The organism is Marinomonas sp. 63XJN7_7_ISO-PGPR-S23-202 (assembly GCF_056173505.1).
Genome location: NZ_CM149677.1, coordinates 2,955,060 through 2,979,671, shown reverse-complemented (window position 1 = coordinate 2,979,671; position 24,612 = coordinate 2,955,060). Strand labels below are relative to the sequence as shown.

Annotated in this window: 23 protein-coding genes, 1 tRNA gene and 1 pseudogene; 17 read left to right on the top strand and 8 right to left on the bottom strand. The window is 43.8% G+C overall.

The window, feature by feature from the left end; genetic code table 11:
- Positions 1-116 precede the first annotated feature (116 nt).
- The 7 genes from AC0VYG_RS13840 to AC0VYG_RS13810 all read left to right on the top strand — a co-directional run bounded on the left by AC0VYG_RS13840 (position 117) and on the right by AC0VYG_RS13810 (position 4,635).
- Entirely contained in the window at positions 117-1,133 is a 1,017-nt protein-coding gene (locus AC0VYG_RS13840) for a pirin family protein (protein ID WP_475428566.1), read from the top strand.
- A 188-nt stretch (positions 1,134-1,321) separates the two neighbouring features.
- A complete protein-coding gene (locus AC0VYG_RS13835; protein WP_475428565.1) occupies positions 1,322-1,837 on the top strand; it encodes an NADPH-dependent FMN reductase in 516 nt (171 codons plus the stop codon).
- Positions 1,838-1,945: 108 nt separating this feature from the next.
- Entirely contained in the window at positions 1,946-2,485 is a 540-nt protein-coding gene (locus tag AC0VYG_RS13830) for an MOSC domain-containing protein (RefSeq protein WP_475428564.1), read from the top strand.
- Positions 2,486-2,785: 300 nt separating this feature from the next.
- Positions 2,786-3,850, top strand: coding sequence for a tryptophan--tRNA ligase (trpS, locus tag AC0VYG_RS13825; RefSeq protein ID WP_475428563.1), 1,065 nt, complete (start codon positions 2,786-2,788; stop codon positions 3,848-3,850).
- Positions 3,851-3,887: 37 nt separating this feature from the next.
- Positions 3,888-4,310, top strand: coding sequence for a GFA family protein (locus AC0VYG_RS13820; RefSeq protein WP_475428562.1), 423 nt, complete (start codon positions 3,888-3,890; stop codon positions 4,308-4,310).
- Positions 4,311-4,336: 26 nt separating this feature from the next.
- Entirely contained in the window at positions 4,337-4,558 is a 222-nt protein-coding gene (locus AC0VYG_RS13815; RefSeq protein ID WP_475432571.1) for a hypothetical protein, read from the top strand.
- Positions 4,522-4,635 carry a hypothetical protein gene (locus AC0VYG_RS13810; protein WP_475428561.1) on the top strand — a complete coding sequence of 38 codons (114 nt, stop codon included), beginning with the start codon at positions 4,522-4,524 and terminating at the stop codon, positions 4,633-4,635. The genes AC0VYG_RS13815 and AC0VYG_RS13810 overlap by 37 nt, the downstream gene beginning before the upstream one ends.
- A gap of 34 nt (positions 4,636-4,669) precedes the next feature.
- On the opposite strand, the gene AC0VYG_RS13805 is transcribed toward AC0VYG_RS13810, so the two are convergent.
- Positions 4,670-6,118 carry an NCS1 family nucleobase:cation symporter-1 gene (locus AC0VYG_RS13805; RefSeq protein ID WP_199474663.1) on the bottom strand — a complete coding sequence of 483 codons (1,449 nt, stop codon included), beginning with the start codon at positions 6,116-6,118 and terminating at the stop codon, positions 4,670-4,672.
- 247 nt (positions 6,119-6,365) lie between these two features.
- Here AC0VYG_RS13805 and AC0VYG_RS13800 point away from each other — a divergent pair, with 247 nt between their 5' ends.
- Both AC0VYG_RS13800 and AC0VYG_RS13795 read left to right on the top strand, forming a co-directional pair.
- On the top strand, positions 6,366-7,034 hold the full coding sequence (locus tag AC0VYG_RS13800; RefSeq protein WP_475428560.1) for a GntR family transcriptional regulator: 669 nt from the start codon (positions 6,366-6,368) through the stop codon (positions 7,032-7,034).
- A gap of 16 nt (positions 7,035-7,050) precedes the next feature.
- Positions 7,051-7,779, top strand: coding sequence for an aspartate/glutamate racemase family protein (locus tag AC0VYG_RS13795; protein WP_199474665.1), 729 nt, complete (start codon positions 7,051-7,053; stop codon positions 7,777-7,779).
- A gap of 108 nt (positions 7,780-7,887) precedes the next feature.
- Here AC0VYG_RS13795 and AC0VYG_RS13790 read toward each other — a convergent pair whose 3' ends face one another.
- Both AC0VYG_RS13790 and AC0VYG_RS13785 read right to left on the bottom strand, forming a co-directional pair.
- Complete coding sequence (locus AC0VYG_RS13790) at positions 7,888-8,748, bottom strand: thioesterase domain-containing protein (protein ID WP_475432547.1); 861 nt, start codon at positions 8,746-8,748, stop codon at positions 7,888-7,890.
- Between the two features lie 6 nt (positions 8,749-8,754).
- A pseudogene (locus AC0VYG_RS13785) lies at positions 8,755-11,877 on the bottom strand (amino acid adenylation domain-containing protein); the annotation flags it as partial.
- A gap of 415 nt (positions 11,878-12,292) precedes the next feature.
- On the opposite strand from AC0VYG_RS13785, the gene AC0VYG_RS13780 reads away from it, so the two are divergent.
- Both AC0VYG_RS13780 and AC0VYG_RS13775 read left to right on the top strand, forming a co-directional pair.
- The gene (locus tag AC0VYG_RS13780) at positions 12,293-13,174 is read left to right on the top strand and encodes an EamA family transporter (protein WP_475428559.1); all 882 of its coding nucleotides are present in this window, start codon (positions 12,293-12,295) and stop codon (positions 13,172-13,174) included.
- A 37-nt stretch (positions 13,175-13,211) separates the two neighbouring features.
- Positions 13,212-13,559 carry a VOC family protein gene (locus tag AC0VYG_RS13775; protein WP_475428558.1) on the top strand — a complete coding sequence of 116 codons (348 nt, stop codon included), beginning with the start codon at positions 13,212-13,214 and terminating at the stop codon, positions 13,557-13,559.
- Positions 13,560-13,638: 79 nt separating this feature from the next.
- Here AC0VYG_RS13775 and AC0VYG_RS13770 read toward each other — a convergent pair whose 3' ends face one another.
- Both AC0VYG_RS13770 and AC0VYG_RS13765 read right to left on the bottom strand, forming a co-directional pair.
- On the bottom strand, positions 13,639-14,670 hold the full coding sequence (locus AC0VYG_RS13770) for an asparaginase (protein ID WP_475428557.1): 1,032 nt from the start codon (positions 14,668-14,670) through the stop codon (positions 13,639-13,641).
- Positions 14,667-16,199: an aspartate ammonia-lyase gene (locus tag AC0VYG_RS13765; protein ID WP_475428556.1), complete on the bottom strand. Its 1,533-nt coding sequence runs from the start codon at positions 16,197-16,199 to the stop codon at positions 14,667-14,669. The genes AC0VYG_RS13770 and AC0VYG_RS13765 overlap by 4 nt, the downstream gene beginning before the upstream one ends.
- Positions 16,200-16,696: 497 nt before the next feature.
- Here AC0VYG_RS13765 and AC0VYG_RS13760 point away from each other — a divergent pair, with 497 nt between their 5' ends.
- Entirely contained in the window at positions 16,697-17,509 is an 813-nt protein-coding gene (locus AC0VYG_RS13760; protein WP_475428555.1) for a helix-turn-helix domain-containing protein, read from the top strand.
- A 3-nt stretch (positions 17,510-17,512) separates the two neighbouring features.
- On the opposite strand, the gene AC0VYG_RS13755 is transcribed toward AC0VYG_RS13760, so the two are convergent.
- Together AC0VYG_RS13755 and AC0VYG_RS13750 are read right to left on the bottom strand one after the other, a co-directional pair.
- Complete coding sequence (locus AC0VYG_RS13755) at positions 17,513-17,713, bottom strand: DUF2986 domain-containing protein (RefSeq protein ID WP_475428554.1); 201 nt, start codon at positions 17,711-17,713, stop codon at positions 17,513-17,515.
- A gap of 124 nt (positions 17,714-17,837) precedes the next feature.
- Positions 17,838-17,922, bottom strand: a tRNA-Leu gene (locus AC0VYG_RS13750).
- Positions 17,923-18,101: 179 nt separating this feature from the next.
- On the opposite strand from AC0VYG_RS13750, the gene queA reads away from it, so the two are divergent.
- From queA to secF, 5 genes are all read left to right on the top strand, one after another.
- Positions 18,102-19,163 (top strand): tRNA preQ1(34) S-adenosylmethionine ribosyltransferase-isomerase QueA, encoded by a 1,062-nt coding sequence (gene queA, locus AC0VYG_RS13745; RefSeq protein ID WP_475432546.1) that lies wholly within the window; start codon positions 18,102-18,104, stop codon positions 19,161-19,163.
- Between the two features lie 32 nt (positions 19,164-19,195).
- On the top strand, positions 19,196-20,314 hold the full coding sequence (tgt, locus tag AC0VYG_RS13740) for a tRNA guanosine(34) transglycosylase Tgt (protein ID WP_475432545.1): 1,119 nt from the start codon (positions 19,196-19,198) through the stop codon (positions 20,312-20,314).
- A gap of 75 nt (positions 20,315-20,389) precedes the next feature.
- A complete protein-coding gene (yajC, locus tag AC0VYG_RS13735; RefSeq protein WP_067015003.1) occupies positions 20,390-20,716 on the top strand; it encodes a preprotein translocase subunit YajC in 327 nt (108 codons plus the stop codon).
- Between the two features lie 77 nt (positions 20,717-20,793).
- Entirely contained in the window at positions 20,794-22,644 is a 1,851-nt protein-coding gene (gene secD / locus AC0VYG_RS13730) for a protein translocase subunit SecD (protein WP_475428553.1), read from the top strand.
- A gap of 9 nt (positions 22,645-22,653) precedes the next feature.
- Entirely contained in the window at positions 22,654-23,568 is a 915-nt protein-coding gene (gene secF / locus AC0VYG_RS13725) for a protein translocase subunit SecF (RefSeq protein ID WP_475428552.1), read from the top strand.
- A gap of 172 nt (positions 23,569-23,740) precedes the next feature.
- On the opposite strand, the gene asd is transcribed toward secF, so the two are convergent.
- Positions 23,741-24,604, bottom strand: coding sequence for an archaetidylserine decarboxylase (gene asd, locus AC0VYG_RS13720; RefSeq protein ID WP_475428551.1), 864 nt, complete (start codon positions 24,602-24,604; stop codon positions 23,741-23,743).
- Positions 24,605-24,612 lie beyond the last annotated feature (8 nt).

Genomic DNA, 24,612 nt, shown 5'->3' with positions numbered 1-24,612 from the left:
GTGGAAGCGGTGAAATAGATTAAATAATTAGATGGGTAGGATTGAATATCAGCATGAATTAGTCGTGCGTGACAGTGGTATCATACTGATATTGATAATTTATTCAGGAGGTAAAAATGAGTTCTGCTATCGAAAAGCGTTTACCCCTTCAGATGTTCTGGCCAACATTTGACCCGTTTTTATTTTGTGCTTTTCATCAGGATCGTTACCCAAAAGCGACCCCAGAAATGGAACCAGCGGCATCGTTACAAGGTCGACCATTAGGGCAAGATTTTCACGGCATAGATGGCTGGCGTATGTATCATGGTCGAAAAGTGCCAGGCTTTCCCGTTCATCCACATCGTGGGTTTGAAACGGTGACTATTGTTAATCAGGGCTTTGTTGATCATGCGGATTCTATTGGTGCCGCTGGACGTTATGGACAGGGTGATACCCAATGGATGACAGCAGGCAGTGGTGTTCAGCACTCTGAAATGTTTCCATTATTAGATGAGGAAAAGGAAAACCCGCTTGAATTGTTCCAGGTCTGGTTAAATTTGCCTGCGAAAAATAAGATGATGCCGCCGCATTTTGGAATGTTATGGAACGAGGATACGCCTATCGTTAAACATCAAGATGCTAATGGTGTTGAAACGTCTGTTAAAATCATCGCTGGCGAGTTGGACTCAGTGACAGCATTGGATTGTCCGCCCGACTCTTGGGCAGCGGATAAAAACAATCATGTGGCAATATGGTTGATCGATGTGCCAGAAACAGGTTTATGGACCATGCCACAAGCTCAGCCTGGTTTGAATCGCACTTTGTACTTCTTTGAAGGTGACAGTGCGATTATAGATGGTGTAGAAGTTAGCGTTAAAGAGGCGTTTGTGCTTAAAAGTGACGAAGCGGTTAGTATTCAAAATACAGGTAAAAAAGCCCGTTTCTTGTTGTTACAAGGTAAACCTATAGGTGAGCACGTCGAGCAACATGGTCCATTTGTAATGAACACAAGACAGGAGTTACAAGCGGCCTTTAATGACTATCACCGAACTCAGTTTGGTGGTTGGCCTTGGCCACGTAACGACCAAGTGCATGACAAAGCGAAAGGTCGATTTGCGCATCATGCGGATGCGCTGGATGAGCGTCCAGCTTGATCATAGAAAGGCCTCTATTATAGAGGTCTTTTTATTGTGCTGTCGGTCAAGTTAAGCGGAGGATAAGTCAGGTTTAATAGATTACAAATAAGTATTTTCAGTGTATTTTAACGGGCAGTTGACAAGTTTACCTATCACTAAAAAATAGTTGATTATTTAAATTTATACCTAAAGATAAGGAATGTTATATGAAAATTGTTGCTTTTGGAGCGAGTTCTAGTCGTCAATCCATAAATAAAACCCTTGCAGGCTATACCGCAAGCCTGATAAACGGTGCTGATGTGACGGTATTGGATCTCAATGATTTTGATATGCCCATCTTCAGTGAAGACAAAGAAAAAGAGTTTGGCATTCCAAGCGAAGCACAAGCTTTCGTTGATACTATTGCACAAGCTGATTTGATCATCGCATCGTTTTCAGAGCACAACGGTTCCTACAGTGCGGCCTATAAGAATATTTTTGACTGGGCATCGCGTATCGAAAAAGCCGTGTATCAAGACAAGCCAATTGTCGTGCTTTCTACTTCCCCAGGCCCAGGCGGCGCGAGCAGTGTATTGGCCCAAGCCGTTAATAGTATGCCCTTCTTCAAAGGTAACGTGATTGGTAGCTTGAGCGTGCCAAATTTCTATGATGTGATGAAAGACGGTGAGATCGTCGACGCCTCTGTTAAGCAATCCATTCAAGATATTCTCTCGAAAGTATAGTCTTTCTACGCTCCCATCATGTTAAATAAAAACCGGCTAAATGGCCGGTTTTGTTATGGCACAGTGGTTGTTTTGTTGGCTAGATATCAAGAAGTAAAGGAGGATGGAGTGGGTAGAGTGGTATCGTTAAGCAAAGATAAAGCGCATCAATTTTCTAAAAAAGTGGTTGATAGTCTATCCATACTGGAAGGGTTGGGGGTCGAAGGGGATGCGCATTGCGGTAAAACGGTGAAGCATCGCTCGAGGGTGGCTGTTGATCCAACGCAACCTAACCTAAGGCAAGTGCATTTAATCCACTCTGAATTGCTTGATGAATTGCAGAGCAAAGGGTTTGATGTAACAGCGGGGACGATGGGAGAGAATATTCTTACGGAAGGCGTTGACCTTCTTAGCCTTCCTCAAAATACGCTATTAAAAGTTGGCAAAGACGTTGAGCTAAGAGTGACTGGATTAAGAAATCCTTGTGCCCAGCTAGATAATTACCAGGAAGGGTTGACTAAAGCGGTTCTGGACCGAAATGGAAAAGGCGAACTCATTCGAAAGGCCGGCATTATGACCGTGGTGGTTCGAGGTGGGGTAGTGACGTTACAGGATGCTATCGACGTCATATTGCCACCAAAGCCACATTTGCCCCTTGAACGAGTGTAAAGTTTTCTATGTCATCGCTTAATACACTCTTTAACATAGCATTTTGTTCTTTTGACTTCCTGAAATGTCTAGCGAGTTTTGTTAAAACAGCTCACTGCTTAATGCTTGTTTTGCCTGACCTAAATTGATAAGTTAGCAGTATGACAACATATTCTAAGTTACGCATTATCGCTATTTTTTGGTGGCGCTCTATTTTTTAGAGCGGCGTTGAATCACGTTTATTCAAAAGCCGTCGGTAGACTGACTGTTTTTGAATCGACAAGTGATGTCTCCGATGGGGTATACAATAGGAGACATACTATGCACAGCAATACATCAAGCCATTCTAATACTGCTTCCTTTACTAAAAACACTTTTCAGGAAAGCAATCAGGAAAAAGTTCTTACAGGGGATAGACCAACAGGTCAGTTGCATCTTGGTCATTTTGTCGGGTCTCTCCAGCAACGTGTTGTGCTCCAAGAGAGTCATCAGCAGACGATTTTAATCGCTGATTTACAAGGTCTAACCGATAATGGGCATAATCCTCACAAAGTTTCGACTAATATTTTAAATGTGCTTGCAGATTATCTTGCGGTTGGTATAGACCCGTCTAAAACAACCATTAGTTTGCAATCCGCTATTCCTGCTCTGTCTGAGTTGACCATGTATTATTCGAATCTAGTTTCTGTCGCGAGGCTGCAGCGAAATCCAACGGTGAAAAATGAGATTGCGACTAAATCTTTTGGTCTCTCTATTCCTGCTGGGTTTTTAACTTACCCAATTAGTCAGGCAGCGGATATTACAGCCTTTAATGGCACATTGGTTCCTGTCGGGGATGATCAACTGCCGATGATCGAGCAAACAAACGAAATCGTAAGAAAGCTCAATCGAATTGCAAAAGAGGACATTTTGCTTGAATGTCGCCCTCTGCTGAGTCATGTTCCGCGCTTACCTAGTACCGACGGGAAAAGCAAAATGTCTAAATCGCTCGGGAATTGTATTTTATTAGACGCCTCAGAAAAAGACATATCGCAAGCGGTAAAGTCTATGTATACCGACCCGAACCATTTGAAAGTCGACGATCCAGGTCGTGTTGAGGGGAATGTGGTTTTTACCTATTTAGAGGCATTTTGTTCAGATGTGGCCTATGTTGAAACATTAAAATCGCAATATCGACGAGGTGGGTTAGGGGACGGTGTCATCAAAAAAATTCTGGAAGATTGTCTTCAGGAAGTGATAAAGCCGATTAGAGAGCGGCGTCACCTATTTGCTTCTGATAAAGCACAACTTATTGATATTATTCGACAAGGGAGTGACAAATCTCAGGCTGAAGCGAGTGCGGTGTTGCATCGCGTCAAACACGCTTTTGGTCTTACTCTGTTTTAAATGACTATATTGCTCTTAACATAAGGACGGCTCTAAGATGACTAGCATTTATAAAGGAAGTTGTTTATGTGGTGAGGTTCGGTTTTCTGTGGAGGGATTTAGTGAGCAAGCGGCAAACTGTCATTGCAGTATGTGTCGAAAATTTCATGGTGCTGCTTTTGGCTCTCTTGTTAGTACCATTGGTTTAAAGTGGATATCGGGTCAAGATTATCTCAAAGAGTTTACGGCACCTAATGGCACAGTACGAACGTTTTGTCGTCAGTGTGGTTCGAGTTTAGGTTTTAGAAGCAAAGATAGGCGACCTGAAGACATGGAAATTGCTATAGCAACGTTTGACCAAGACATTCCTGTTCAGATAGACGCGCATATTTTTACAAAGTATAAAGCGAATTGGTGTGTGATTGACGAAAAATTACCTGCTTTTTTGGAAGGGCGAGAGAGCGAAGTTGTTTCTGTTTAACATCTAGGTAGCGAAGAGGCGAAATAATGGGGCTAAAAGCGTATTTAGAAGTAATGGCGGATTATAATCAGTGGATGAATCATAATCTCTACGAGGCAGCTGGAAAACTAACGGAAGCTGAGTTATTGCAAAGTCGAGGGACATTTTTTGCTAAAAACGTTGGCCATTTGTTGCAGCACTTTTTAACCATCAAACGCACCATCGAGGCCAAGTGTCGACACTGCTTTGTCAAGCAGGTATCGACATAGGTGTGACGAACTTACTTGTTCGTATAGTGAGTGAGCTTAGGGCTAAGGGCATTTGTTTTTATGTGGGTCAATCGTAGCGCTAGCCATTTTTTAGACCTAAGCTCAGGAAGTTTACGCTTGTTTTGCTAGTTTTAATTTTTCAGAGTGCATAATGGCTTCTTTGCTCATTAGCTGTTTGTAAGCGATCGCGGCAATTCCACCACTAATAAACAGTGAAAAATTCGCTAAATCAGTCAAGACAAACGATGTGATGATCGAAGAAACACCGGCAATGATTAGGGCATACACCGCTTTTTTATTGATGCCATTGTCATACCAATAGGCTTGGTCGGTGTCCTCGGTATACAGAGCATCCACATCAATCTGCTGTTTTCGAACGACGAAGTAATCCATCAAGATAATCCCGTATAGTGGACCAATAAGAGCGGCCAGTAAATCGACGGTGTAATGAATCATTTCTGGATTGTTGAATAGGTTCCATGGTGTGAGCAGGACGGAACCAAATGCAGCAATAAAGCCACCCGTTTTAAAGCTGATTTTACTCGGGGAGACGTTAGAGAAATCAAAAGCAGGCGCAACAAAGTTGGCGACGATATTAATACCAATGGTTGCCAGAATAAACGTCAGGGCGCCCAGTACTGTAATCATTCCAGAATCAAGCTGCTTTACGGTTTCAATGGGGTCGGTAATCATTTTGCCAAATAAAGGAATAGAGGCCGCTACTATCACCACGCTAAAAATAGAAAACACCATGAAATTGAGAGGGAGTCCCAACAGATTACCAAGCTTCATATTCTTATAGCTGCTGCAATAACGTGCAAAGTCACTAAAGTTTAATGTTGGACCAGCAAAGTAACCTGCGACCAATGCGGTTGCCACAATCATCATATTAAATGCTTGCCAACCTGTGAGGGATTTTGATGATAAGTCAAAATTGATTGCACTCCAGCCTGTTTGGGTAAGCATGTAAGCACATAAGGCAAACATGGCAATGTATATAGCGGGGCCAGACCAGTCGATTACCTTACGAATCATTTTCATGCCGAACATAAAGACGAATGCCTGAATCACCCACATGGACATAAAGCCAATCCAGCCGAGTGCCGAAAGTCCTAAGAATGTTGTTTTTTGTAGGGAAGCCATTTCAGGAAAGAAGTATAGAATTAGAATGATAAAGGAGCTGGAAGCAAGAAAGGTTTGTATACCGTACCATACCACTGCAATGAGACCTCGAATAATGGCCGGTATGTTTGCGCCTTTTACTCCAAATGACATACGACAAACAACGGGGAAAGGAACGCCAACTTTTTGTCCAGGTGTTCCCATTAAGGTGGCAAAAAAGTATACAATCATGATGCCCATGAGCAGACAAATAAATACTTGCCAGCCCGCGAGTCCGAGGGCAAATAAGCTGGCAGCGAATACATAACCGCCAACACTGTGAACATCGGACATCCAAAAGGCAAAGATACTATACCAACCCCATTCCTGTTTTGTGTCAGGAGCGAGGTCGTCGTTAGTCAGGTTGTGGCTTGTTGAAGGGGTCGGGGGCGTTTTCATTGGATTATTCTCCATTGTTGATTGTATACAATAGTTAATACAATTTTAGTGCCAAAGTGTTTAAACTAAGGAAAAATAAGGAATTTTAATAATATCTTTCCGTTAGCTTACTATTCAAAAACGATTTTTTGTCCTGTTATGGTGCGAAATGGTTTTTTTTAGTGCAGTCGAGCCTCTAATTTTGTTATCTAATAAGTATTGTATTTTTTTATTGTATACAATCTAATGGTAGTAGGTTTGTGAGTATATGAGAAAAGACGAGTTAATTTATCAGCAAATGTTGAAGGCGATCGTCGAGCATCACCTTTTACCTGGTGTTAGGTTGCCAGAAGATCAATTGGCTGAGACCTTTCAAATCAGCCGTACAGGCATTAGGAAGGTTTTACATCGGCTGGCTTTGGAAAGGTTTGTCACCATTACGCCTAATAAAGGAGCCCATGTGGCCAAACCGACCGCGGAAGAAGCTCAGCAAGTGCTGGATAGTCGTATTTTGGTTGAGCCAGTGTTGATCGATGACGTGGTGACACATTGGGATGAGTCGAGCAAAACTCGCCTATACGGCATTGTGCAACAAGAGGAATTGGCAGAGCAGAATAATAATCTCAAAGATATGATTCAGTTATCGGCGCTATTTCATACGGAGCTTGCGTCGCTTTCAGGGAATCAGGTCATGGCGGAATTTGTTAATCAGCTTACCTTGCGCTCTTCTTTGGTGATTGCCGTATTTGGCTCGAAACAAAGTGTTGGATGTGATTGCGGTCACCACCATGATTTGGTGGACATGCTGGATAAAAGGGAAGCGGGACCCGCTAAAATTTGGATGAAACGCCACCTGGAAGCCATTAAAGCGTCTTTGCAATTTACTATCGACAAACCAAAAAGCATTAATTTCAAGGACCTTTTTTCAACGATCTAAGAGTGGAGTATCAGCCATGCGTGTGCACATTATTAACCCTAATGCCAATCAAGAAATAACGGAAAAAATTCGCTCTGCCGCTCAGAGCGTGGCGCATGATGGCACGCGCATTATTGCTCGTAATGTGGCGCATGGACCAGAAACGATCGAATGTGCTGTTGATGAGGTGTTGGCAAGCGCGGGTGTGTTGGATCTTATCCTTCAAGGAGAGCAAGATCATGTTGATGCTCACGTTATCGCTTGTTTTGGTGACCCTGCCTTAGATGCTGCGCGGGAGTTATCGAGTGTTCCTGTGATTGGTATTGCAGGTGCCGCGTTTCAAATAGCGAGTTTGGTTTGTCATCGTTTTGCGGTGGTGACAACCCGTAAGCGTACCGTGCATTTTGCCAAAAACTTGTTAGTGCGTTATGGCTATGAACATCAGTGTTCTGGTATCTATGCTAGTGATTTGGCGGTTGCCGACTGCGAGTCAAACCCTGAAGCAAGTTTTCTTCAGATTCGAAAAGATGCGCTCAAAGCGTTAAGTGAAGGCGCTGAAGCGATTGTTTTAGGCTGTGCGGGGATGGCGGACTGGGAGGACAGATTAACCCGAGAGTTGCAGGTGCCAGTGATTGATGGGGTTAAAGCCGCAGTGACCCTAGCGGAGTCTTTGGGACAATTGAAGATAGGTGTGGCTAAAACAGGTCAATATGGTTTGCCCTTTCCAAAACGCTTTATTGGCCGCTACGAACATTTTTCAGCGTAATGTATAGTTCATTTGGTTATGCGCAAGATGGCTTGTCGTGTTGATGAAACAGGAAAAACAAAAACGCCCGATCCTATGACCGGGCGTTTTTGTTTCGATAAACACTTTTTATAGGTTTGTGTTGGACTCAATTAGATGGGCTTTAATAATCGGCCCTATTTGATTCATGTAATGGGGGTCTAATATTTCCTGATGGCGACACTTGATATTGTGGACATCTAGCTTACCTGTCACTCTTGATTGCCATGCGTCTGCCCGATGTTCCAAGATCTTTCCCATTGAACCGTTCATGCTGTCTTTAGCAACAAAAAATAGTAAATTGGCGTCGATCTGGCGAGGGATAAAGTGGTTAGCAATAGTGAGGTTGTTGGTTATCACTCGCTCGATATGCTCTAAAATATTGGGGTGTTGTTTTTGTATTTCCGCGACGACGGCCAGAGAGGAGTCATCAAATTCCTGCCATAAAAAAGCGGCGAGTTCGGTTTTGTTTTTGGGGGGGGTAGGGATGTTATTAAGATCATAACCAAGAAATAAAAGGGATGACTGAATCATACCCGCTTCATCTTTTGGTTCTGCTACGTTCAATTGATAGGGGTAGCTATCCAGCATGCATAGAAAGGCGATCTCTTCACCCTGTGCTTGGAGTTTTTCAGCGATGGCGTGAGAGACCAATCCACCGAACGACCAACCCAATAATTGATAAGGGCCTTTCGGTTGGATTCTTTTAATACGGATAATATAATCCTCGGCCATTTCCTCTATGGACATGGGCAAGCGCGAGGTGTGGTTTAGTCCATCGGCTTGCAAACCATATAGCGGCGTTGACTCAGGAAGATAACGTAATAAGTTGGTGTAGCTTAGGGATAGTCCAAGAGCTGGGTGAATACAGAATAGAGGTGGCTCATCACCGTCGGTTTTGAATGGCAAGACATGGGCGAGCGGGTCGTGCTGATGGTCGTTGTCTAGCATTTCTGCAAGGTCTGAGATGGTGGATGTTTTAAAGAGTACGCCCAGTGGAATGTCTATCAAGAGCTGTTTCTTTACTTGATTCACCATTTTTGTGGCAGAGATTGAGTCTCCGCCAATGGCGAAAAAGTTATCGTGAATGCCCACTCCACGTACCCCGAGAATGTCTTCCCATAAGATGGCCAAGGCGGCCTCTGTTTTATTGCGTGGGGCGACATAATGGCTTGAGTCGGTCCAGCTGGGTTTGGGTAAGGCCTTACGGTTAATTTTGCCGTTCGGTGTGAGTGGCATTTCTTTCAGCATGACGTAATAGTTTGGCACCATATAATCGGGCAAACTGGCAATCAGTTGGCTGCGGATGGTTTGGCTGTCCAGTGTTTCATCCACTGGTATGATATAGGCCACAAGCTGCATATCATCTGTGTTGGAAGCCTGCGCAACCACAACCGCTTGCAGCACTTCACGACAGGACAGCAGGCTTGTTTCTATATCGCCCGTTTCAATACGGAAACCGCGTATTTTTACCTGATTGTCTTCACGGCCTAAATATTCAAGTACACCATCTTGACGCCATCTGGCTTTGTCGCCTGTTGCGTATAGGCGTGTGCCGCTCTCAAATGGGTTGGGCGTAAAACGTTCTTGTGTTAAATCGGGACGTTTGTAATAGCCTAATGCCAATCCTTCCCCTGCAATATATAGATCGCCAGTGACATCTACGGGAACTGGTTCCATTGCCTTATCTAACACGTAGACTTGAGTGTTGAAAATGGGGCGTCCTATTGGTGGGTGGTTAAGATCAGTAGGGTTGTCTAGAAACATGATGGTAGACCAGATGGTGGTTTCTGTGGGGCCAAACAGGTTAAGGACAGGATGCCCAAGCTTTGCCATATGATTCGCCAATTGGCCTTGCAGGGCTTCACCACCAACCAAAGGCCTGATGCCGTGCCATTGTTCTGAGTAGGTAGGTAAAAGGGCCTGCCACAAGGAGGGTGTTGCCTGCATTAGGGTAGCATTGTGATCAACGGCAAAACGAGTCAGTGATTCTGGGTCACGCACGATGCTTCGTTCTGCTATCAAGACGGACGCACCCACGGTAATAGGCAAAAATAATTCCAGTATGGAAATGTCAAATGAAATGGTGGTAACAGCGAGAAATCGGTCTTTTGGTGTCAGTGATAAGGCATTTTGCATAGCATATAGAAAGTTGATAGGTGCTTTATGAGGGATTTCAACACCTTTCGGTCGTCCAGTGGACCCAGATGTATAAATCACATAGGCGGGTGAGTCTCCGGTAATAGCGATATTGTCTAAGTGCTGATGAGCCTCGGCTTGATGGATGTTAAAATCGGGCTTATCAAGAAACAGGGTCTGAGTATTTGTGTTTGGGAGTTTATTGACTGCGGCTTGGCAGCTTAGGACTATTTTGGGTTGGGCATCTTCTAAGATTTGTAGAAGACGCTCCTCAGGAAAGTCTGGATCTAATGGTAAATAGGCCGCTCCCGTTTTTAGTGTGGCTAACAAAGCCACCAACATATCGGTATTTCGATTTAGTGCGATAGCGACGAGGTCGTGTGCGCCCACTGTTTCTTGTTGTAGTCTACGGGCCCAAGCATTGGCACGGCAATTTAGCTCAAAGTAGGTGAGAGACTCTTGTTCATCGGTGACGGCAATGGCCGAAGGCGTTCGCATTACTTGGGCGTCGAAGAGGTCGACCACAGAAATCTTAGGAATGGGTTTAGAACTATCATTCCAGTGTTTTAATATTTTATTTCGTTCACCGTCACTCAATAAACTGGCTTTGCTGATTGGCTGGCTAGGATCCATGACTAGATCTTTCACCATGCGCTTGAATTGTTCTGAATGGTTGGTTAAATCTTGCTCAGTGTAGCGGTTTGGGTTCACATCAAATTCTATTTTTAGTCCACTGTTGTCGTGTCTGTCGAAAATAAACACTGTTAAGTCATCAATGACGGCATTGGATAGATTATGGAGAGATGTACTGCAGTTGCCAAAAGTAAGATTGTAATCAAAGGGCTCAATATTGACCCCTAAAGAGGCAATTTGCTGTCCGTTTGACATCAGCCCTAGGTCACGTTTGAGATCTTCGTATCGGTATTGTTGGTGCCTAAGAGATTTAAGGACCACTTTTGATACCTGTTTAATTAGGCTTTCAAAATTCGTATTGGTGTCAATATTAAGTCGAATCGGAACTGCATTTGCCATCATGCCCGGAGTGCTGCGGTGTAAACGACTTGTTCTTGCGGTAACAGGCATGGCAAACACCAAATCCTCTGCCCCTGTCATACGGTAAAAATAGGCTGCAACCAGAGCAATTAGTGCTTGGGGAAGGCTGGCCTGAAGATGTTTGCTCATTATAGATAGTTCGTCTTTTAATGCTTGAGGAAGCTGAATCGCTTTGCGTAGTAAGCTTTTATTCGAAGGTGCAATTCGTTTGGATAAAGAGACGGCATCTGGAATATGGACAAGGTTTTCCAGCCAGTATTTACGGTCTTTTTTGAAGCGGCTAGAGTGTTTGTACTCTGTTTCACTATTGATTAAGTCAACCAAAGAGCCAAATGGATTGGGCCCTGTATCTTAGTTAGTTTCTATGGCGTTATAAATTTCAGATAATCGTTGTGTTAGCAGGTTTCCAGCATAGCCGTCTAGTGCGACATGGTGGCAACGGTGATACCAGTAATGATGTTCTTCTCCTACTTTAATCAGGGCACTGCACCACAGGGGGTCATGACTCTGGTTGAGAGGTTGCTGCATGTCTTTATGCATCCAGCTTATTGCGGCGGCATGAGGGTTAGCTGAAGTGCTAAAGTCTAATAGGGAATGATAGCCTCTATCATCATCAAGAATGATCTGTAAGGTTTGGTCATCTTCTTCAATAATGCGGCTACGTATGCAGTCCGCTTCCCTAATCAGTTGCTTGATAGCTAATGAGAATGAGTTGGGATTGAGGTTGCCAATGATGTCCAGATATTCCGCAATATTAAATGCTGCATTTTCATCATTGAGTTTTTGGGCGATCCATTGACCTCTTTGCGCTGTTGATAGCGGTAGTTTGTGTTGTAAGCATAGCGCAGCTTTTTTCAATTCAGCTTGATGCTGGGTTAGCTCAATCATTTTTCTGCTCCTGCAAAAAGTAGTTGTCCATAAAATGTCAATGATTATTTCTTAAAGCTGTTTATAAACGTAACATTTACTTACAATATAGGAAATAATTAATTTGTAAGTTAATTAAGTGATTTGTATCAAGTTTGTATTTGTTTTTTATGATAGATCTCTTTTTTTCTCGTTGAGATGGTAATAAATTATTTTTATATCAATGTCTTGGAATTGCTCTTCCAATGTAGAGAAAATGTGACCAAAAAGGAGAATTCAGTAGATTTTTCGATTTTACTGCCCATGAGAAAAGTCGTTAACTGTGTTTTTCTATTCTTTTAGGGAATCCAATGAATGAGTTTTATTCCTTTTACAAATATATGGTCAGGCTTCATGCTTGGACTTTCATTTTGCTTCTTAAGGAAAGAATTCCAGTATGTGGGTCTTCATCACACTTTTTGCCGCGGCTTGCCAATCTGTTCGTACCGCTTATCAAAATACCTTGGCTCGTGAGTTGGGTTTTTTGCATGCCACTATGTCTCGTTCACTTTACGGCCTACCTTTGGTGTCGGTTTATGTGTTGGTGTGTGGTTTATGGCTTGGCTGGGTGACACTACCAGCAGGGTCGATGTTTTGGGCTGCCGCGACACTATGTGCACTGGCACAAATTATGGCAACTTATCTTATGTTACGGGTGTTTCAGTCTGGTAGTTTTGCGCTGGGAACCTTGCTAGCGAAAACAGAGGCGGTGCTGGCAGCGCTGATTGGGATACCAATACTGCACAATTCGTTGAGTGTATTGGCTTGGCTTGGTGTTGTGATTGGGGTGCTAGGAGCGTTGGTGATGAGCGTTAAATGGAAAAATATTAAATTGGTTCATAAAGATACTTCGCTGGTATTTGGTTTGGGAAGTGGGCTTTGTTTTGCGATTACTTCTGTGTCAGCCTCGGTGGCAAGCCATGCATTGAGCGGCTCCATTATTACTTGTGCAGGGGTGACCTTATGGTATGTTTTGTTGCTGCAATCGATTATTTTGTGTGGTATTCAAATAACCAAGAGACAGGACATATTTGCGCCTTTTCGTTCTAATTTTGCATTAAGTTTAAAGGTCGGGGCCTTGAGTTCTCTAGGGTCAATTGGCTGGTTTACTGGGTTTGCGCTGGTAAATCCAGCGTTGGTGAAAACATTAGGCCAATTAGAAGTTATTGGTACCTTGTATTATTCAAAGCGGCGTTTTGCGGAGCAAATTAGCAAGCAGCAATGGGTAGGAGGTGCCATGATTATGATTAGTGTGATATTGGTTGTGACCGCTAAATAGGCTCAAGGTGCCACTTTATTGGATTGTAGGAGCATTTATGCAAACGAATAAAATTAATTATGTTGAATTGCCTGCTCGTGATTTGGCATTGAATAAAACCTTTTTTCGTCAAGTATTCGGTTGGGGGTTTAAGGACTACGGCCCTGACTATACGGCTTTTGAGAACGCAGGGTTAGATGGTGGATTCTTTCAGGCCGATTTTTGTTCTCGACCCCAAAATGGGGCTGCATTAGTTATACTCTTTAGTGATGATTTAGAAGCAGCGCGAGATAAGGTCGCGCTTGCGGGTGGTATTATAGAGCAGGAGATTTTTGAGTTTCCTGGTGGTCGACGTTTTCACTTTTTAGATCCGTGCGGTAATGAATGGGCTGTGTGGGGACGTTAAATGGTAAAGATGACACGAGAAAAATAGACAGAAGGCCACTGTTCTTTTGTGGCCTACGTTTTGTCTATGTGTCTCAAGGTTACGCTATGCTGAATTCCCCACAAAGGTTGTTGTGCCATTTTTCAATAATGGCGTAGTAATCTTCGCCCTTGGCAAGTAAAAAATGAAGCTTGCAAAAGGCGGCTTCTAAGGTCATATCGTAACCACTTAAAACTTTCATAGAAGACAGTATTGAGCCTGCAGCATAGGTGCCTTGTGATACGCCACCGTGAAGACATTGAGTCAAATTAACAATATTTTTCTTGCGTAGCATGGCCTCGGTTAAGAAATTCATAAAGTGCTCGTTTCTATCGGGTACATTTCCGGCCCCGTAAGTCATTATTACGATGGCCTGACAGTTTTCATCATCCAATAGGCTTTGATACATCGAAATAGGCTGGCTTGGGTGCAGTGTTAATACGGCTACAGCACCTTCTCGAAAGCGGATGATGGCGTTTTCTATAGGTTCAATCGTATTCTGTTTAACTGGCTTTATCATGCGGTCTGCATAAACTTGCATCTCAATGGCCAGTTCACCCAGTAAATCATCGTTTGGTGTTTGAAAAGCTTCAAAGCGTCCACTGCTGACTTTTTTCACCCGATTACCGCGCATTAATTTTCCGTCGAAGGCTAAGCTAACATCGGGGATCCTGTGGTTAGCAGCTAACGAGAGCGCTGCTTGAAGATTTGCTGTGGCGTCACTTCGACTCATGCCAATAGGAATTTGCGAGCCGGTCAGTAGGACGTTTTTTGTGCAAGCGCCTAGCATGAAAGACAAAGCGGACGCTGTATAGGCCATGGTGTCCGTGCCGTGCAAAATAACAAAGCCTTGGTAATCTTGCCAATGGGTTGCCAGTACGCGAACCAATTTGGTCCAGTTGGTTGGGGCAATGTTAGCGCTGTCTATTAATGGGTTGAGTTCCAGTACTTCAAAGCTCGGTAGAGATTCAAGACTGGCTCCCATTGCTAATTCAATACGCTCTTGCAAGCCAGAGGCAGGGGCTAAGCCCTGCTCTGAGTGAACCATGCCAATGGTGCCGCCAGTATAAAGGATAAGAATATCTGAACTCATAATTTGTCCTTTTTAGACGACGATTTTTTCTTTGATGGTGCTTTCTTTTTGGTCGTCACTTTTTTATCAGAAGCGGCTTTCTTTTTTGCAGGGACTTGAGTATCGGAAGAGGGTTTTTCTGCTGAAGAGAGTAGTATTTTGCTGGGAGAAAGCATGGATTCTGGGCTGAGCAACAAGTTAACTTGTTCTTCTGTAAGTAAGTTTTCTTCAATGACCAAAGCTTTAACTGTGTTGCCAGTATGTAGGGCGGTATTGGCAATACGTGAGGCATTGGAGTAGCCAATGTGAGGAACAAGTGCGGTGATAATGCCGATACTGTTTTCAACATGATCAGCACATTTTGCTTCATTGGCAGTAATGCCATTGATGCAGCGCTTTTCAAGCATTTGGCAGGCTTCTTTAAGCATTTTGAGCGAGTTGAGTAGGTTGTAAATGATCATGGGTTCCATGGCATTAAGCTGTAACTGACCCGCTTCGGCAGCCAAGGTAACGGCCAGATCCGATGCAATCACCTGATAGGCGGTTTGGTTCATGGCTTCTGGTATAACAGGGTTGACTTTACCTGGCATGATGGAAGAGCCAGGTTGCATTGGTGGTAGGTTGATTTCACCAAGACCAGTGCGAGGACCACTAGAAAGTAGCCGCAAATCATTGCTCATTTTGCTGAGTTTGATGGCAAGGCGCTTCAGAATGCCAGAGAAAAAGACAAATGCCCCCATATCGGAAGTGGCTTCTACGAGATTAGAAGCAGGCACTAAGGGTTTAGTCGAAATGGTCGCTAATTTTTCCACGACTAATTTGGCATAGCCTTCTGATGTATTGATGCCTGTGCCGATGGCTGTGCCCCCAAGGTTGACTTCACACAATAGGGCGCAGGCTTCGCTAATGCGGTCAATATCTTCTCCCAATGTGACAGCAAACGCCTCGAATTCTTGACCCAGTGTCATGGGAACCGCATCTTGTAATTGAGTGCGGCCCATTTTGACAATGTGCGCAAATTCTTTGCCTTTCGTTTCCAGTGATTTTTTTAGGGAGGCGAGGCTTGGTACGAAATTGTCCGCAGCGAATTGAATGCCGAGGCAGGCAGCCGTTGGGTAGGCATCATTAGTCGACTGTGAGCGGTTTACATCATCGTTTGGGTGCAAATATTTGTATTCGCCTTTCGCATACCCGAGCTTTTCCAGTGCGATGTTGGCGATTACTTCATTCGCGTTCATATTCGTAGAGGTACCTGCTCCCCCTTGAATGACGTCGACAATGAATTGATCGTGATACTTGCCAAGGATTAAATCCTGGCAGGCTAGAACGATGGCGTCTGCTTTCTCTTTACTGAGTAGATTCATGTCCTGATTCGTGCGGGCAGCCGCCGCTTTCACCATGGCCAAGGCCTTGATGAGCTCAGGGAAATGAGAAATAGGGACGCCAGTGATGGAAAAATTTTGCGCTGCGCGAAGGGTTTGAATGCCATAAAAAGCTTCAGAAGGAACGTCCATATTACCAAGCAAATCGTATTCAGAACGCGTATTCATGATTGTTTGTCCTATTAATTAAAGAGAGCACGTTTTACCGTTAGAAGAGTAAAACTTGCTTGGGGTTACTGATTAATGGTTCCTGTTTTCAAGCCAGTGATGTTTACCTGTTGATCTTGCTTTATTGGGGTTGGCCATGCTGCTTTATCCAAATCGAGATAACACAGTAAACCAAACGCCAAGCCCGATTAGAACGGCGATCAGGACTTTGCCCCATAGTAGGTCGCTAAGCATAGATAACATTTAACAGAACTCCTTTTCGGTATGAACCGATTTTATATTTTTTGTAGGAAGAGAGTCGTTATTGAACAAGAGATGGGCGATTCTTAGAAGTTTGTAACTTTGTCTTTTTTGATGTGAACTGATGCTCTAATAGCGTCAATTAGCATCAGTTTTAGTTGTGGTTTTATGTTTGGGTGATTTACCATAGGTAAAATAACAATATTTGAGTGAGTGGTGCGTCACCGTTTCGCTTATGTCTTCAGAGTGGTATCACTGTGCCTGATAATTTTAAAGAAAATTTGCGTTTACTTTGTAGTTATTACAAATCCACTTCCGAGGTGTGTCGTCGTCTTGGCATTAACCGGCCTCAGTTTAACCGCTATTTAAATGGCACCAATCGACCATCGGCTAACACGATGCGACGTTTTTGTGAGTTCTTTGGGGTTGAGGAAGGTGAAATAACGTTACCTCATGCTCAGTTTCAGCGCTTGGTACAAGTTCGCCCCACTCATAAAGTTAATTCATCCGCCATCTCTCTAGAACAGCAGCACTGTGATAATTTGCAGCGCATCAGTTTGACCGGTCAGGATAAATATCTTGGCTATTATTTCGAATACTATATATCCATGGCATGCCCTGGGAAAATTTTACGGACTTTGGTGTGTATTGAGTTGCGCAATGGAAAAATGTACTTTCAGCGAACGGAGCGTTTGCGAGAAGAGGGGCGGGCTAAACCTTTTCACGGTATTTATAAAGGGATAGCGTATTTTTTGGCGGATCGAATCTTTCTGATGGACTATGAAACCCTAACGGGCCATGAAGTGACGCAAACGATTTTGTTTCCGTCGTTTAAAAATCGTATTGATCGACTGACTGGGTTGAAACTGGGGGTGTCGGGTAGTGGCGAGCGTATGCCTTGTTGTGCGAGGGTGGTTTACGAGTATTTGGGTAAACAAGTTAACAAACGTGAAGCGCTCTCTTTATGTGGTTTGTATGATGCGGATAGTGAGCAGATTGATGCCAGTATTCGTCAAGCGATTGCTAATACTATTGCGCCGGGTGAGTGGCACTTTAGGGCGCGCTTTTAAGTACTAATTTTGCTGTTGATCTGTCTTTTGAATGTTTATTGTTTCATCAATAGCGGGTGCTTGATTTGCGGTTGCTTCAGATTCTAGGCGAGCTCTTTCTGCCTTAGATAGGTATTTAGGTTTCGCTTTTGGGGGATTGTCCTTACGATTTGCCTGTTTGCTGCGCTTGGTTAGAATGGCTTTTATTTTTTTACGACGGTTCATGCTGTGTCCGAGATAAGGCTGTAAGAAGCTTGGTTGGTAGTCTACGATCTTGGATATTTCTATTGATATGGCATTTCAAAAAGCAAAAAAAAAGCCCTAATCGACGATTAGGGCTTTCTTACGTTGGTACCAGTAGGCGGACTCGAACCGCCACACCCGAAGGCAACGGATTTTGAATCCGTCGTGTCTACCAATTCCACCACACTGGCCTTGAAAAAGGTGTTGCGTATTTTATGGGTTTTGATTGCGTTGTCAATGCTCACGCTAAAATTTTTAGCTTTTCTTTTCTGTTGTGCTGCTTTTCTCATGTCTGATGCACATGGAACGTACCTTTTTGGCGAAAAATTCGCTAAAATACTGGGTCATTTTTCTAGGTCGTTTTCTTCGTATGCGTGTTTCTGATTATCATTTTGATTTGCCTGACTCTCTTATTGCCACTTACCCAACGCCTGATCGAACCTCAAGTCGTTTGTTGAAGCTTGATGGACCCTCTGGCGAGCTGGCGCATTTGCAGTTTTCTAATGTGTTGGACTTAGTTCAGCCAGGTGATCTGATGGTGTTTAACAACACCCGAGTCATTCCTGCCCGCGTGTTCGGTGAAAAAGAGTCTGGCGGTAAAATCGAAATTTTGATTGAACGTATCACAAATGAGACTGAGGCGTTGGCTCATATAAGAGCGAGTAAGTCGCCTAAGCCTGGTAGCAAGCTTTTTTTAGGTCAGGATAAGAACGAATCGATTGAAGTGACGATGGTGGATCGCTCAGGCGCCTTGTTTTGCTTGGCTTTTAGTGAGCCCGTTTTGCAAGTGCTCTCGCGAGTGGGTCATATGCCATTGCCTCCATACATTGAACGTCCTGATGAAGACAGCGACCAAGAGCGTTATCAAACCGTTTATAATCAAAAACCAGGGGCGGTGGCAGCACCGACTGCAGGTTTGCATTTTGATGAAGCCTTACTTGATAAGATTCAAGCGAAAGGGGTGGATACGGCGTTTGTTACTCTCCATGTTGGGGCGGGCACTTTCCAGCCAGTTAAAGTAGATCATGTAAAAGATCACATCATGCATGCCGAGTATGTGGAAGTAGAAGAAGCGGTGGTCGAGCAGGTAAAAGCGACAAAGGCTCGGGGTGGTCGAGTGATTGCTGTGGGCACAACCAGTGTACGTAGTTTGGAGTCGGCCAGTCAAAGCGGCGAAATCGAAGCAATGAAAGGCGACACCAGTATTTTTATCTATCCAGGCTATGAATTTAAAACGGTTGATTGTTTGGTGACGAATTTTCATCTGCCCGAATCGACCCTGATTATGCTGATTAGCGCGTTTGCAGGGTATGAGCAGGTGATGAATGCTTATAAATCTGCAGTGGAAAATGATTATCGATTTTTTAGTTATGGCGATGCCATGTTTATAACACGTAATGCGCAGGCTAAAGGCCCGCAGAGTAAGGAATAAGACGTATGTCAGATAAACGTCCAGAATGTTTTATGGACTTCGAGCTACACAGCACGTCCGGTAAGGCGCGTCGTGCCACATTAACGTTTCCTCGCGGTAAAGTTGAAACGCCTGCTTTTATGCCTGTAGGTACCTATGGCTCTGTTAAGGGCATGCTAACCAAAGACATCGAAGAAATCGGTGCGGATATTATTCTTGGTAATACATTCCATCTGTGGTTGCGACCTGGTACAGAAGTCATTAAAGCCCATGGTGATTTGCATGATTTCACGCAGTGGAAGAAGCCAATTTTGACAGATTCTGGTGGTTTTCAAGTGTTTTCACTGGGTGAAATGCGTAAAATCACGGAAGAGGGTGTGAGCTTCCGTTCGCCCATTAACGGCTCTAAAGTATTTTTGAGTCCCGAGATCTCCATGCAGGTGCAAAAAGATTTGGGCTCAGATATTGTAATGATTTTTGACGAATGTACGCCATATCCTGCCACGCCAGAGAGTGCAGCGGCTTCCATGCGTATGAGTTTGCGCTGGGCTAAGCGTTCAAAAGATGAGCATGGGGATAGTCCGTCGGCGCTATTTGGTATTATCCAGGGTAGCATGTATGAGCATCTTCGGGACGAGTCCCTTGAAGGGTTAACGGACATTGGTTTTGATGGCTATGCCATTGGCGGGTTGTCTGTTGGTGAACCAAAAGAAGAAATGATGAAGGTGTTAGATTATGTAGCACCTAAAATGCCTGAGAACAAACCACGTTATCTAATGGGAGTAGGTAAGCCAGAAGATTTGGTAGAAGGGGTGCGTCGCGGTGTGGATATGTTCGATTGCGTGATGCCTACCCGTAATGCCCGTAACGGACATTTATTTACCTCTGACGGTGTGGTGCGTATTCGTAATGCAACAAATCGTCATGATACGTCCCCATTGGACAAAGAATGTGACTGCTACACTTGTAAAAACTTTTCTCGGTCTTATTTACATCATTTGGATAAGTGTCAAGAAATGGTGGGAGCGCAATTAAACACCATTCATAACTTAAGATACTATCAAACCTTGATGGCGGGATTGCGTCTAGCGCTCGATGAAGGTAGATTTGACGCCTTTGTTGATGAGTTTTACGCAAAACGTGGATTAGAAACGCCACCTTTGAGCGATTAGTAATCAATTAGCAAGATTTATGTCAATTTTTATTGAATTGATAACAGTTTTTTAAACCATTGGAGAGTTAATAACATGATCTCATTGATCTCATCCGCATACGCAGCTGATGCTGCACCAGCTAGTGCAGGTATTTTTAACCTAGTACTGCTTGCTGGTTTTGTCGTTATCTTTTACTTCCTTATGTGGCGTCCACAGGCGAAGCGTACTAAAGAGCATAAAAACTTGCTTGCTTCTCTGGCAAAAGGCACTGAAGTAGTAACGGGTGGTGGCTTGTTGGGGAAAGTGACAAAAGTTGAAGACAATTACGTAACACTTGAAGTTTCTGAAAATATTGAGATGAAATTCCAAAAGTCTTCTGTAGCGGCTGTGCTACCGAAAGGAACACTGAAATCCATCTAACCTTTTTAGAAAAGCGCCTTGTTTAGGCGCTTTTCTTCTTTCATTCGTATTATTATTTTAGGTGTAAAGGATTCTTCATGCTCAACAAGTATCCCTTGTGGAAGTATCTCGCAATACTTTTCGTTTTGGCGGTGGGGATAGTCTATGCCTTACCGAACTTGTATCCAGATGATCCTGCTTTACAAATTTCTACTCAAAAAGCAACGACCGTCGTAAACGAACAGACATTGAAAAAAGTAGAGGCCTCTTTAGCTCAGGCTCATATTAAGTTGAAAAAAGCAGAATTGGATTCTACTGGTGCTACCTTGCGTTTTTATAATGGTCAGGATCAATTAGCGGCCAGACCTGTTGTGGCTGCAACCTTAGGGAGCGGTTATGTCACGGCGTTAAATCTTGTACCGACCACACCAACTTGGTTGAGAGATATTGGTGCCAGTCCAGCAAAACTGGGTTTGGATTTGCGTGGCGGTGTGCACTTCTTATTGCAGGTGGATATGCCTGCTGCCTTGAAGCAGAAAATGGAAGTGGCTTCGAGCGAAATGAAAACCGATATGCGTCAACAGCTTATCCGTTATCGTAGTATTACTGTTAAAAATGGTGTTTTGTCTATTCGATTCCTTAAGAAAGAAGACCGTACGTTAGCTGAGTCATTGCTGAAAGATAAGTTTAACCAATATGTCTATACTGAGCGCGATAGCGGTAAGGATTTTTACCTGGATGCGAAGTATACAGAAGCAGCACGTAAAGAAATTGAGTCCTATGCGATTCAGCAAAACTTAACCACTTTGCGTAATCGTGTGAATGAGTTAGGGGTAGCGGAGCCATTGGTTCAGCGTCAAGGCAGTGACCGTATCGTGGTTGAATTGCCTGGTGTACAAGATACCGCGGCAGCAAAACGTATTATTGGTGCTACGGCAAACCTTGAATTTCATTTGGAAGCCGGTTTAGATCAGAGTGGCTCTGATGTTGAAACCTTGCCATTTAGAAATAACAGCAACCGAACCGCTCGATTGGATCGCGATATCATTGTTACCGGAGATAATGTCTCTGATGCGTCTTCGTCTTTTGATCAGAATGGACGTCCGCAGGTCAATATTCGTTTGGACTCCATTGGTGGTAAGAGAATGGCGCGTGTAACGCGTTCCGCCATTGGTCGTAATATGGCTGTGGTCTTTATTGAGCATAAAGCGCGCAATGTGTACGTGAAGAAAGATGGTAAGTTGACTGAAGTGCGTAAGCCATACGAACAGAAGAGTATTATATCTCTTGCTACGATTCAGACGACTTTGGGTAACTCGTTCCGAATTACGGGATTGGACAGTCCTCGTGAGGCGTCCGAGTTGGCCTTGTTGCTTCGTGCTGGTGCGTTGGCCGCCCCTATTTACTTTGTGGGAGAGCGTACGATTGGGCCAAGCTTAGGGGCGCAAAATATCCATTTAGGCATGCAGTCAGCAAAAATTGGTTTGCTTGTTGTTATGCTATTTATGCTGGCTTATTACCGTTTATTTGGTTTGTTTGCGAATATTTCGTTGGCTTTGAACGTGGTATTGCTATTAGCTTGCATGTCTGTGTTGGGGGCAACGTTAACCTTGCCAGGTATTGCGGGTATTGTATTGACGATGGGGATGGCGGTGGATGCCAATGTGCTTATTTTCTCGAGGATAAGGGAGGAGGTGGCAAATGGTATGCCAAGTCATCAAGCCATTTATTCGGGCTTTAATCGCGCATTTACCACCATTCTTGACTCGAACTTAACCACTTTGTTGGTGGCGGTTATTTTGTTTGCCGTCGGAACTGGCTCTGTAAAAGGCTTCGCGGTCACATTATCTCTCGGTATTCTTACCTCTATGTTTACAGCGATTGTTGTAACGCGTGCCCAGATTAATTTGGTGTACGGTGGTAGTAAGAACAAGAAATTGTATATTTAGGGGAACGCCATGAAAGTGACAAAAATTCCATTTATGGAGATGCGCAAGATCGTGGCTTGTTTTTCGCTTGCGTTGATTTTGATCTCCATTGTTTCTCTTGCAACAAAGGGAATTAAATTCGGCTTGGATTTCACCGGGGGAACATCGATTGAGGTGACTTATAAAGAGGCGCCTAAATTGAATCAAGTTCGTCGGCTGCTGGATACTGGTGGTTATAAGGATGTGGTTGTTCAGAACTTTGGTTCGCCAACAGATATTGTTATTCGTATGGCGAACAAATATACCCCTGAATTAGGTGGTCAAGTCTTGTCAGCGTTGCAAGATGACGGAAAGGTTTCCGTCTCGTTGGTTCGTTCTGAATATGTGGGGGCTCAAGTAGGCCAGCAGCTGCGTGAGCAGGGTGGTTTAGGGATGCTCTTAGCCTTGCTGGTTGTCATGGTCTATGTAGCGATTCGCTTCCAGTTTAAGTTCTCTGTGGCGTCTGTTGTTGCCTTGGTTCATGATGTGATTATCACCTTGGGCTTTTTCTCCTTTTTCGGTTACGAGTTTGATTTATCGGTATTGGCGGCTGTGTTGGCGCTGATTGGTTATTCCTTAAATGATACCATCGTAGTTTGTGACCGGATTCGTGAAAATTTCCGTATCATGCGGGACATAACGCCCCATGATTTGATTAACGTGTCCATTAACCAGACGTTGAGTCGTACTATTGTTACCTCTTTGACAACAGTATTTACGGTTATTGTGTTGTTTATATGGGGTGGTGAGTCAATTCATAACTTTTCTTTGGCTCTGATTGTGGGTATTACCATTGGTACGTATTCTTCTATTTTCGTGGCGGCAAACTTATTGCTGACCATGAAAGTCTCTCGTGAGGATTTGGTTCCCGCACCAAAACCTGAGTTTGAAGATGAACTGCCATAAGTATCACTAGATAAGCAGTGAGCATGTTTGCTAAGGCGATGAGTTGGTTTAACAGACTTGCTTAATGTTAATTAGAAAGGCCTGTAACGATTGTTACAGGCCTTTTATTTTGTTATGGCTTGATGAGTCTCTTCTGTAAAAAAGAGAGGCAGATGAAAGATGAAAGGAGGTGTTAGGTTATTTGGTTAATGGTGCCGAATTTCATGCCCATTTTAGTTTTGCTGTCAGCCTGAATGCTTTCTTCCCATTTAACGGCGTCTTTACCGAACAGTACAATGGCTGTTGAGCCGAGTTTAAAACGCCCCATTTCCTCTCCTTTTTGGATTTCAATGTGGCTAAGCTCTTGGTAATCCCAAGTCACCACGTTTTTGTTAAATGGAGTGACTTGGTCTGCCCAGATGGTTTCAATGCTTGCCACAATCATCGCGCCAACCAAGATCACTGCCATTGGCCCTGCTTCTGTATCAAATAGACAAACGGTGCGCTCGTTGCGAGCGAATACGCTTGGAATTTGCTCGGCCGTTACCTTGTTGACCGAGAAAAGTTTGCCAGGAATGTGGATCATTTTAGTTAGTTTGCCTGTTAGAGGCATGTGCACCCTGTGGTAATCTCGAGGTGATAGATAGACGGTGGCAAAAGAGCCGCCTAGAAATTGGTCTGATAGCGAGGCGTCCCCACCTAGTAGGGTGGTAAGGCTATAAGTGTGGCCTTTTGCTTGATAAAGTGTGCCGTATTCGATTTGGCCAATTTGACTGATGGCGCCGTCTGCAGGGCATGCGATGCTGTTATCTTCATTGCAAATTGGACGCAATTCTGGGCGAATAGCACGAGTGAAAAAGTCATTGAAGTTGCGATAGGATAACGCGTTGCTGTTGATGGCCTCTGACATGTCAACTTGATATTTTTTGACGAACTGGCTAATGAATGTATTCTTTACCCAATTTGTTTCACATGCAGCGATTTTGCCGATCAATCTAGATAAAGTTTTTTGAGGGGTGATGTGTTGTGCAAAGGCAAACATTTGATCTTTTGTCACGGTGTATA

Excerpts from the sequence above, each read along its gene's own strand:
- AC0VYG_RS13840 (WP_475428566.1), top strand. The coding sequence starts at position 117 with ATGAGTTCTGCTATCGAAAAGCGTTTACCCCTTCAGATGTTCTGGCCA.
- AC0VYG_RS13835 (WP_475428565.1), top strand. The coding sequence starts at position 1,322 with ATGAAAATTGTTGCTTTTGGAGCGAGTTCTAGTCGTCAATCCATAAAT.
- trpS (WP_475428563.1), top strand. The coding sequence starts at position 2,786 with ATGCACAGCAATACATCAAGCCATTCTAATACTGCTTCCTTTACTAAA.
- AC0VYG_RS13820 (WP_475428562.1), top strand. The coding sequence starts at position 3,888 with ATGACTAGCATTTATAAAGGAAGTTGTTTATGTGGTGAGGTTCGGTTT.
- AC0VYG_RS13815 (WP_475432571.1), top strand. The coding sequence starts at position 4,337 with ATGGGGCTAAAAGCGTATTTAGAAGTAATGGCGGATTATAATCAGTGG.
- AC0VYG_RS13805 (WP_199474663.1), bottom strand. The coding sequence starts at position 6,118 with ATGAAAACGCCCCCGACCCCTTCAACAAGCCACAACCTGACTAACGAC.
- AC0VYG_RS13800 (WP_475428560.1), top strand. The coding sequence starts at position 6,366 with ATGAGAAAAGACGAGTTAATTTATCAGCAAATGTTGAAGGCGATCGTC.
- AC0VYG_RS13795 (WP_199474665.1), top strand. The coding sequence starts at position 7,051 with ATGCGTGTGCACATTATTAACCCTAATGCCAATCAAGAAATAACGGAA.
- AC0VYG_RS13790 (WP_475432547.1), bottom strand. The coding sequence starts at position 8,748 with ATGCTAGACAACGACCATCAGCACGACCCGCTCGCCCATGTCTTGCCA.
- AC0VYG_RS13780 (WP_475428559.1), top strand. The coding sequence starts at position 12,293 with ATGTGGGTCTTCATCACACTTTTTGCCGCGGCTTGCCAATCTGTTCGT.
- AC0VYG_RS13775 (WP_475428558.1), top strand. The coding sequence starts at position 13,212 with ATGCAAACGAATAAAATTAATTATGTTGAATTGCCTGCTCGTGATTTG.
- AC0VYG_RS13770 (WP_475428557.1), bottom strand. The coding sequence starts at position 14,670 with ATGAGTTCAGATATTCTTATCCTTTATACTGGCGGCACCATTGGCATG.
- AC0VYG_RS13765 (WP_475428556.1), bottom strand. The coding sequence starts at position 16,199 with ATGAATACGCGTTCTGAATACGATTTGCTTGGTAATATGGACGTTCCT.
- AC0VYG_RS13755 (WP_475428554.1), bottom strand. The coding sequence starts at position 17,713 with ATGAACCGTCGTAAAAAAATAAAAGCCATTCTAACCAAGCGCAGCAAA.
- queA (WP_475432546.1), top strand. The coding sequence starts at position 18,102 with ATGCGTGTTTCTGATTATCATTTTGATTTGCCTGACTCTCTTATTGCC.
- tgt (WP_475432545.1), top strand. The coding sequence starts at position 19,196 with ATGGACTTCGAGCTACACAGCACGTCCGGTAAGGCGCGTCGTGCCACA.
- yajC (WP_067015003.1), top strand. The coding sequence starts at position 20,390 with ATGATCTCATTGATCTCATCCGCATACGCAGCTGATGCTGCACCAGCT.
- secD (WP_475428553.1), top strand. The coding sequence starts at position 20,794 with ATGCTCAACAAGTATCCCTTGTGGAAGTATCTCGCAATACTTTTCGTT.
- secF (WP_475428552.1), top strand. The coding sequence starts at position 22,654 with ATGAAAGTGACAAAAATTCCATTTATGGAGATGCGCAAGATCGTGGCT.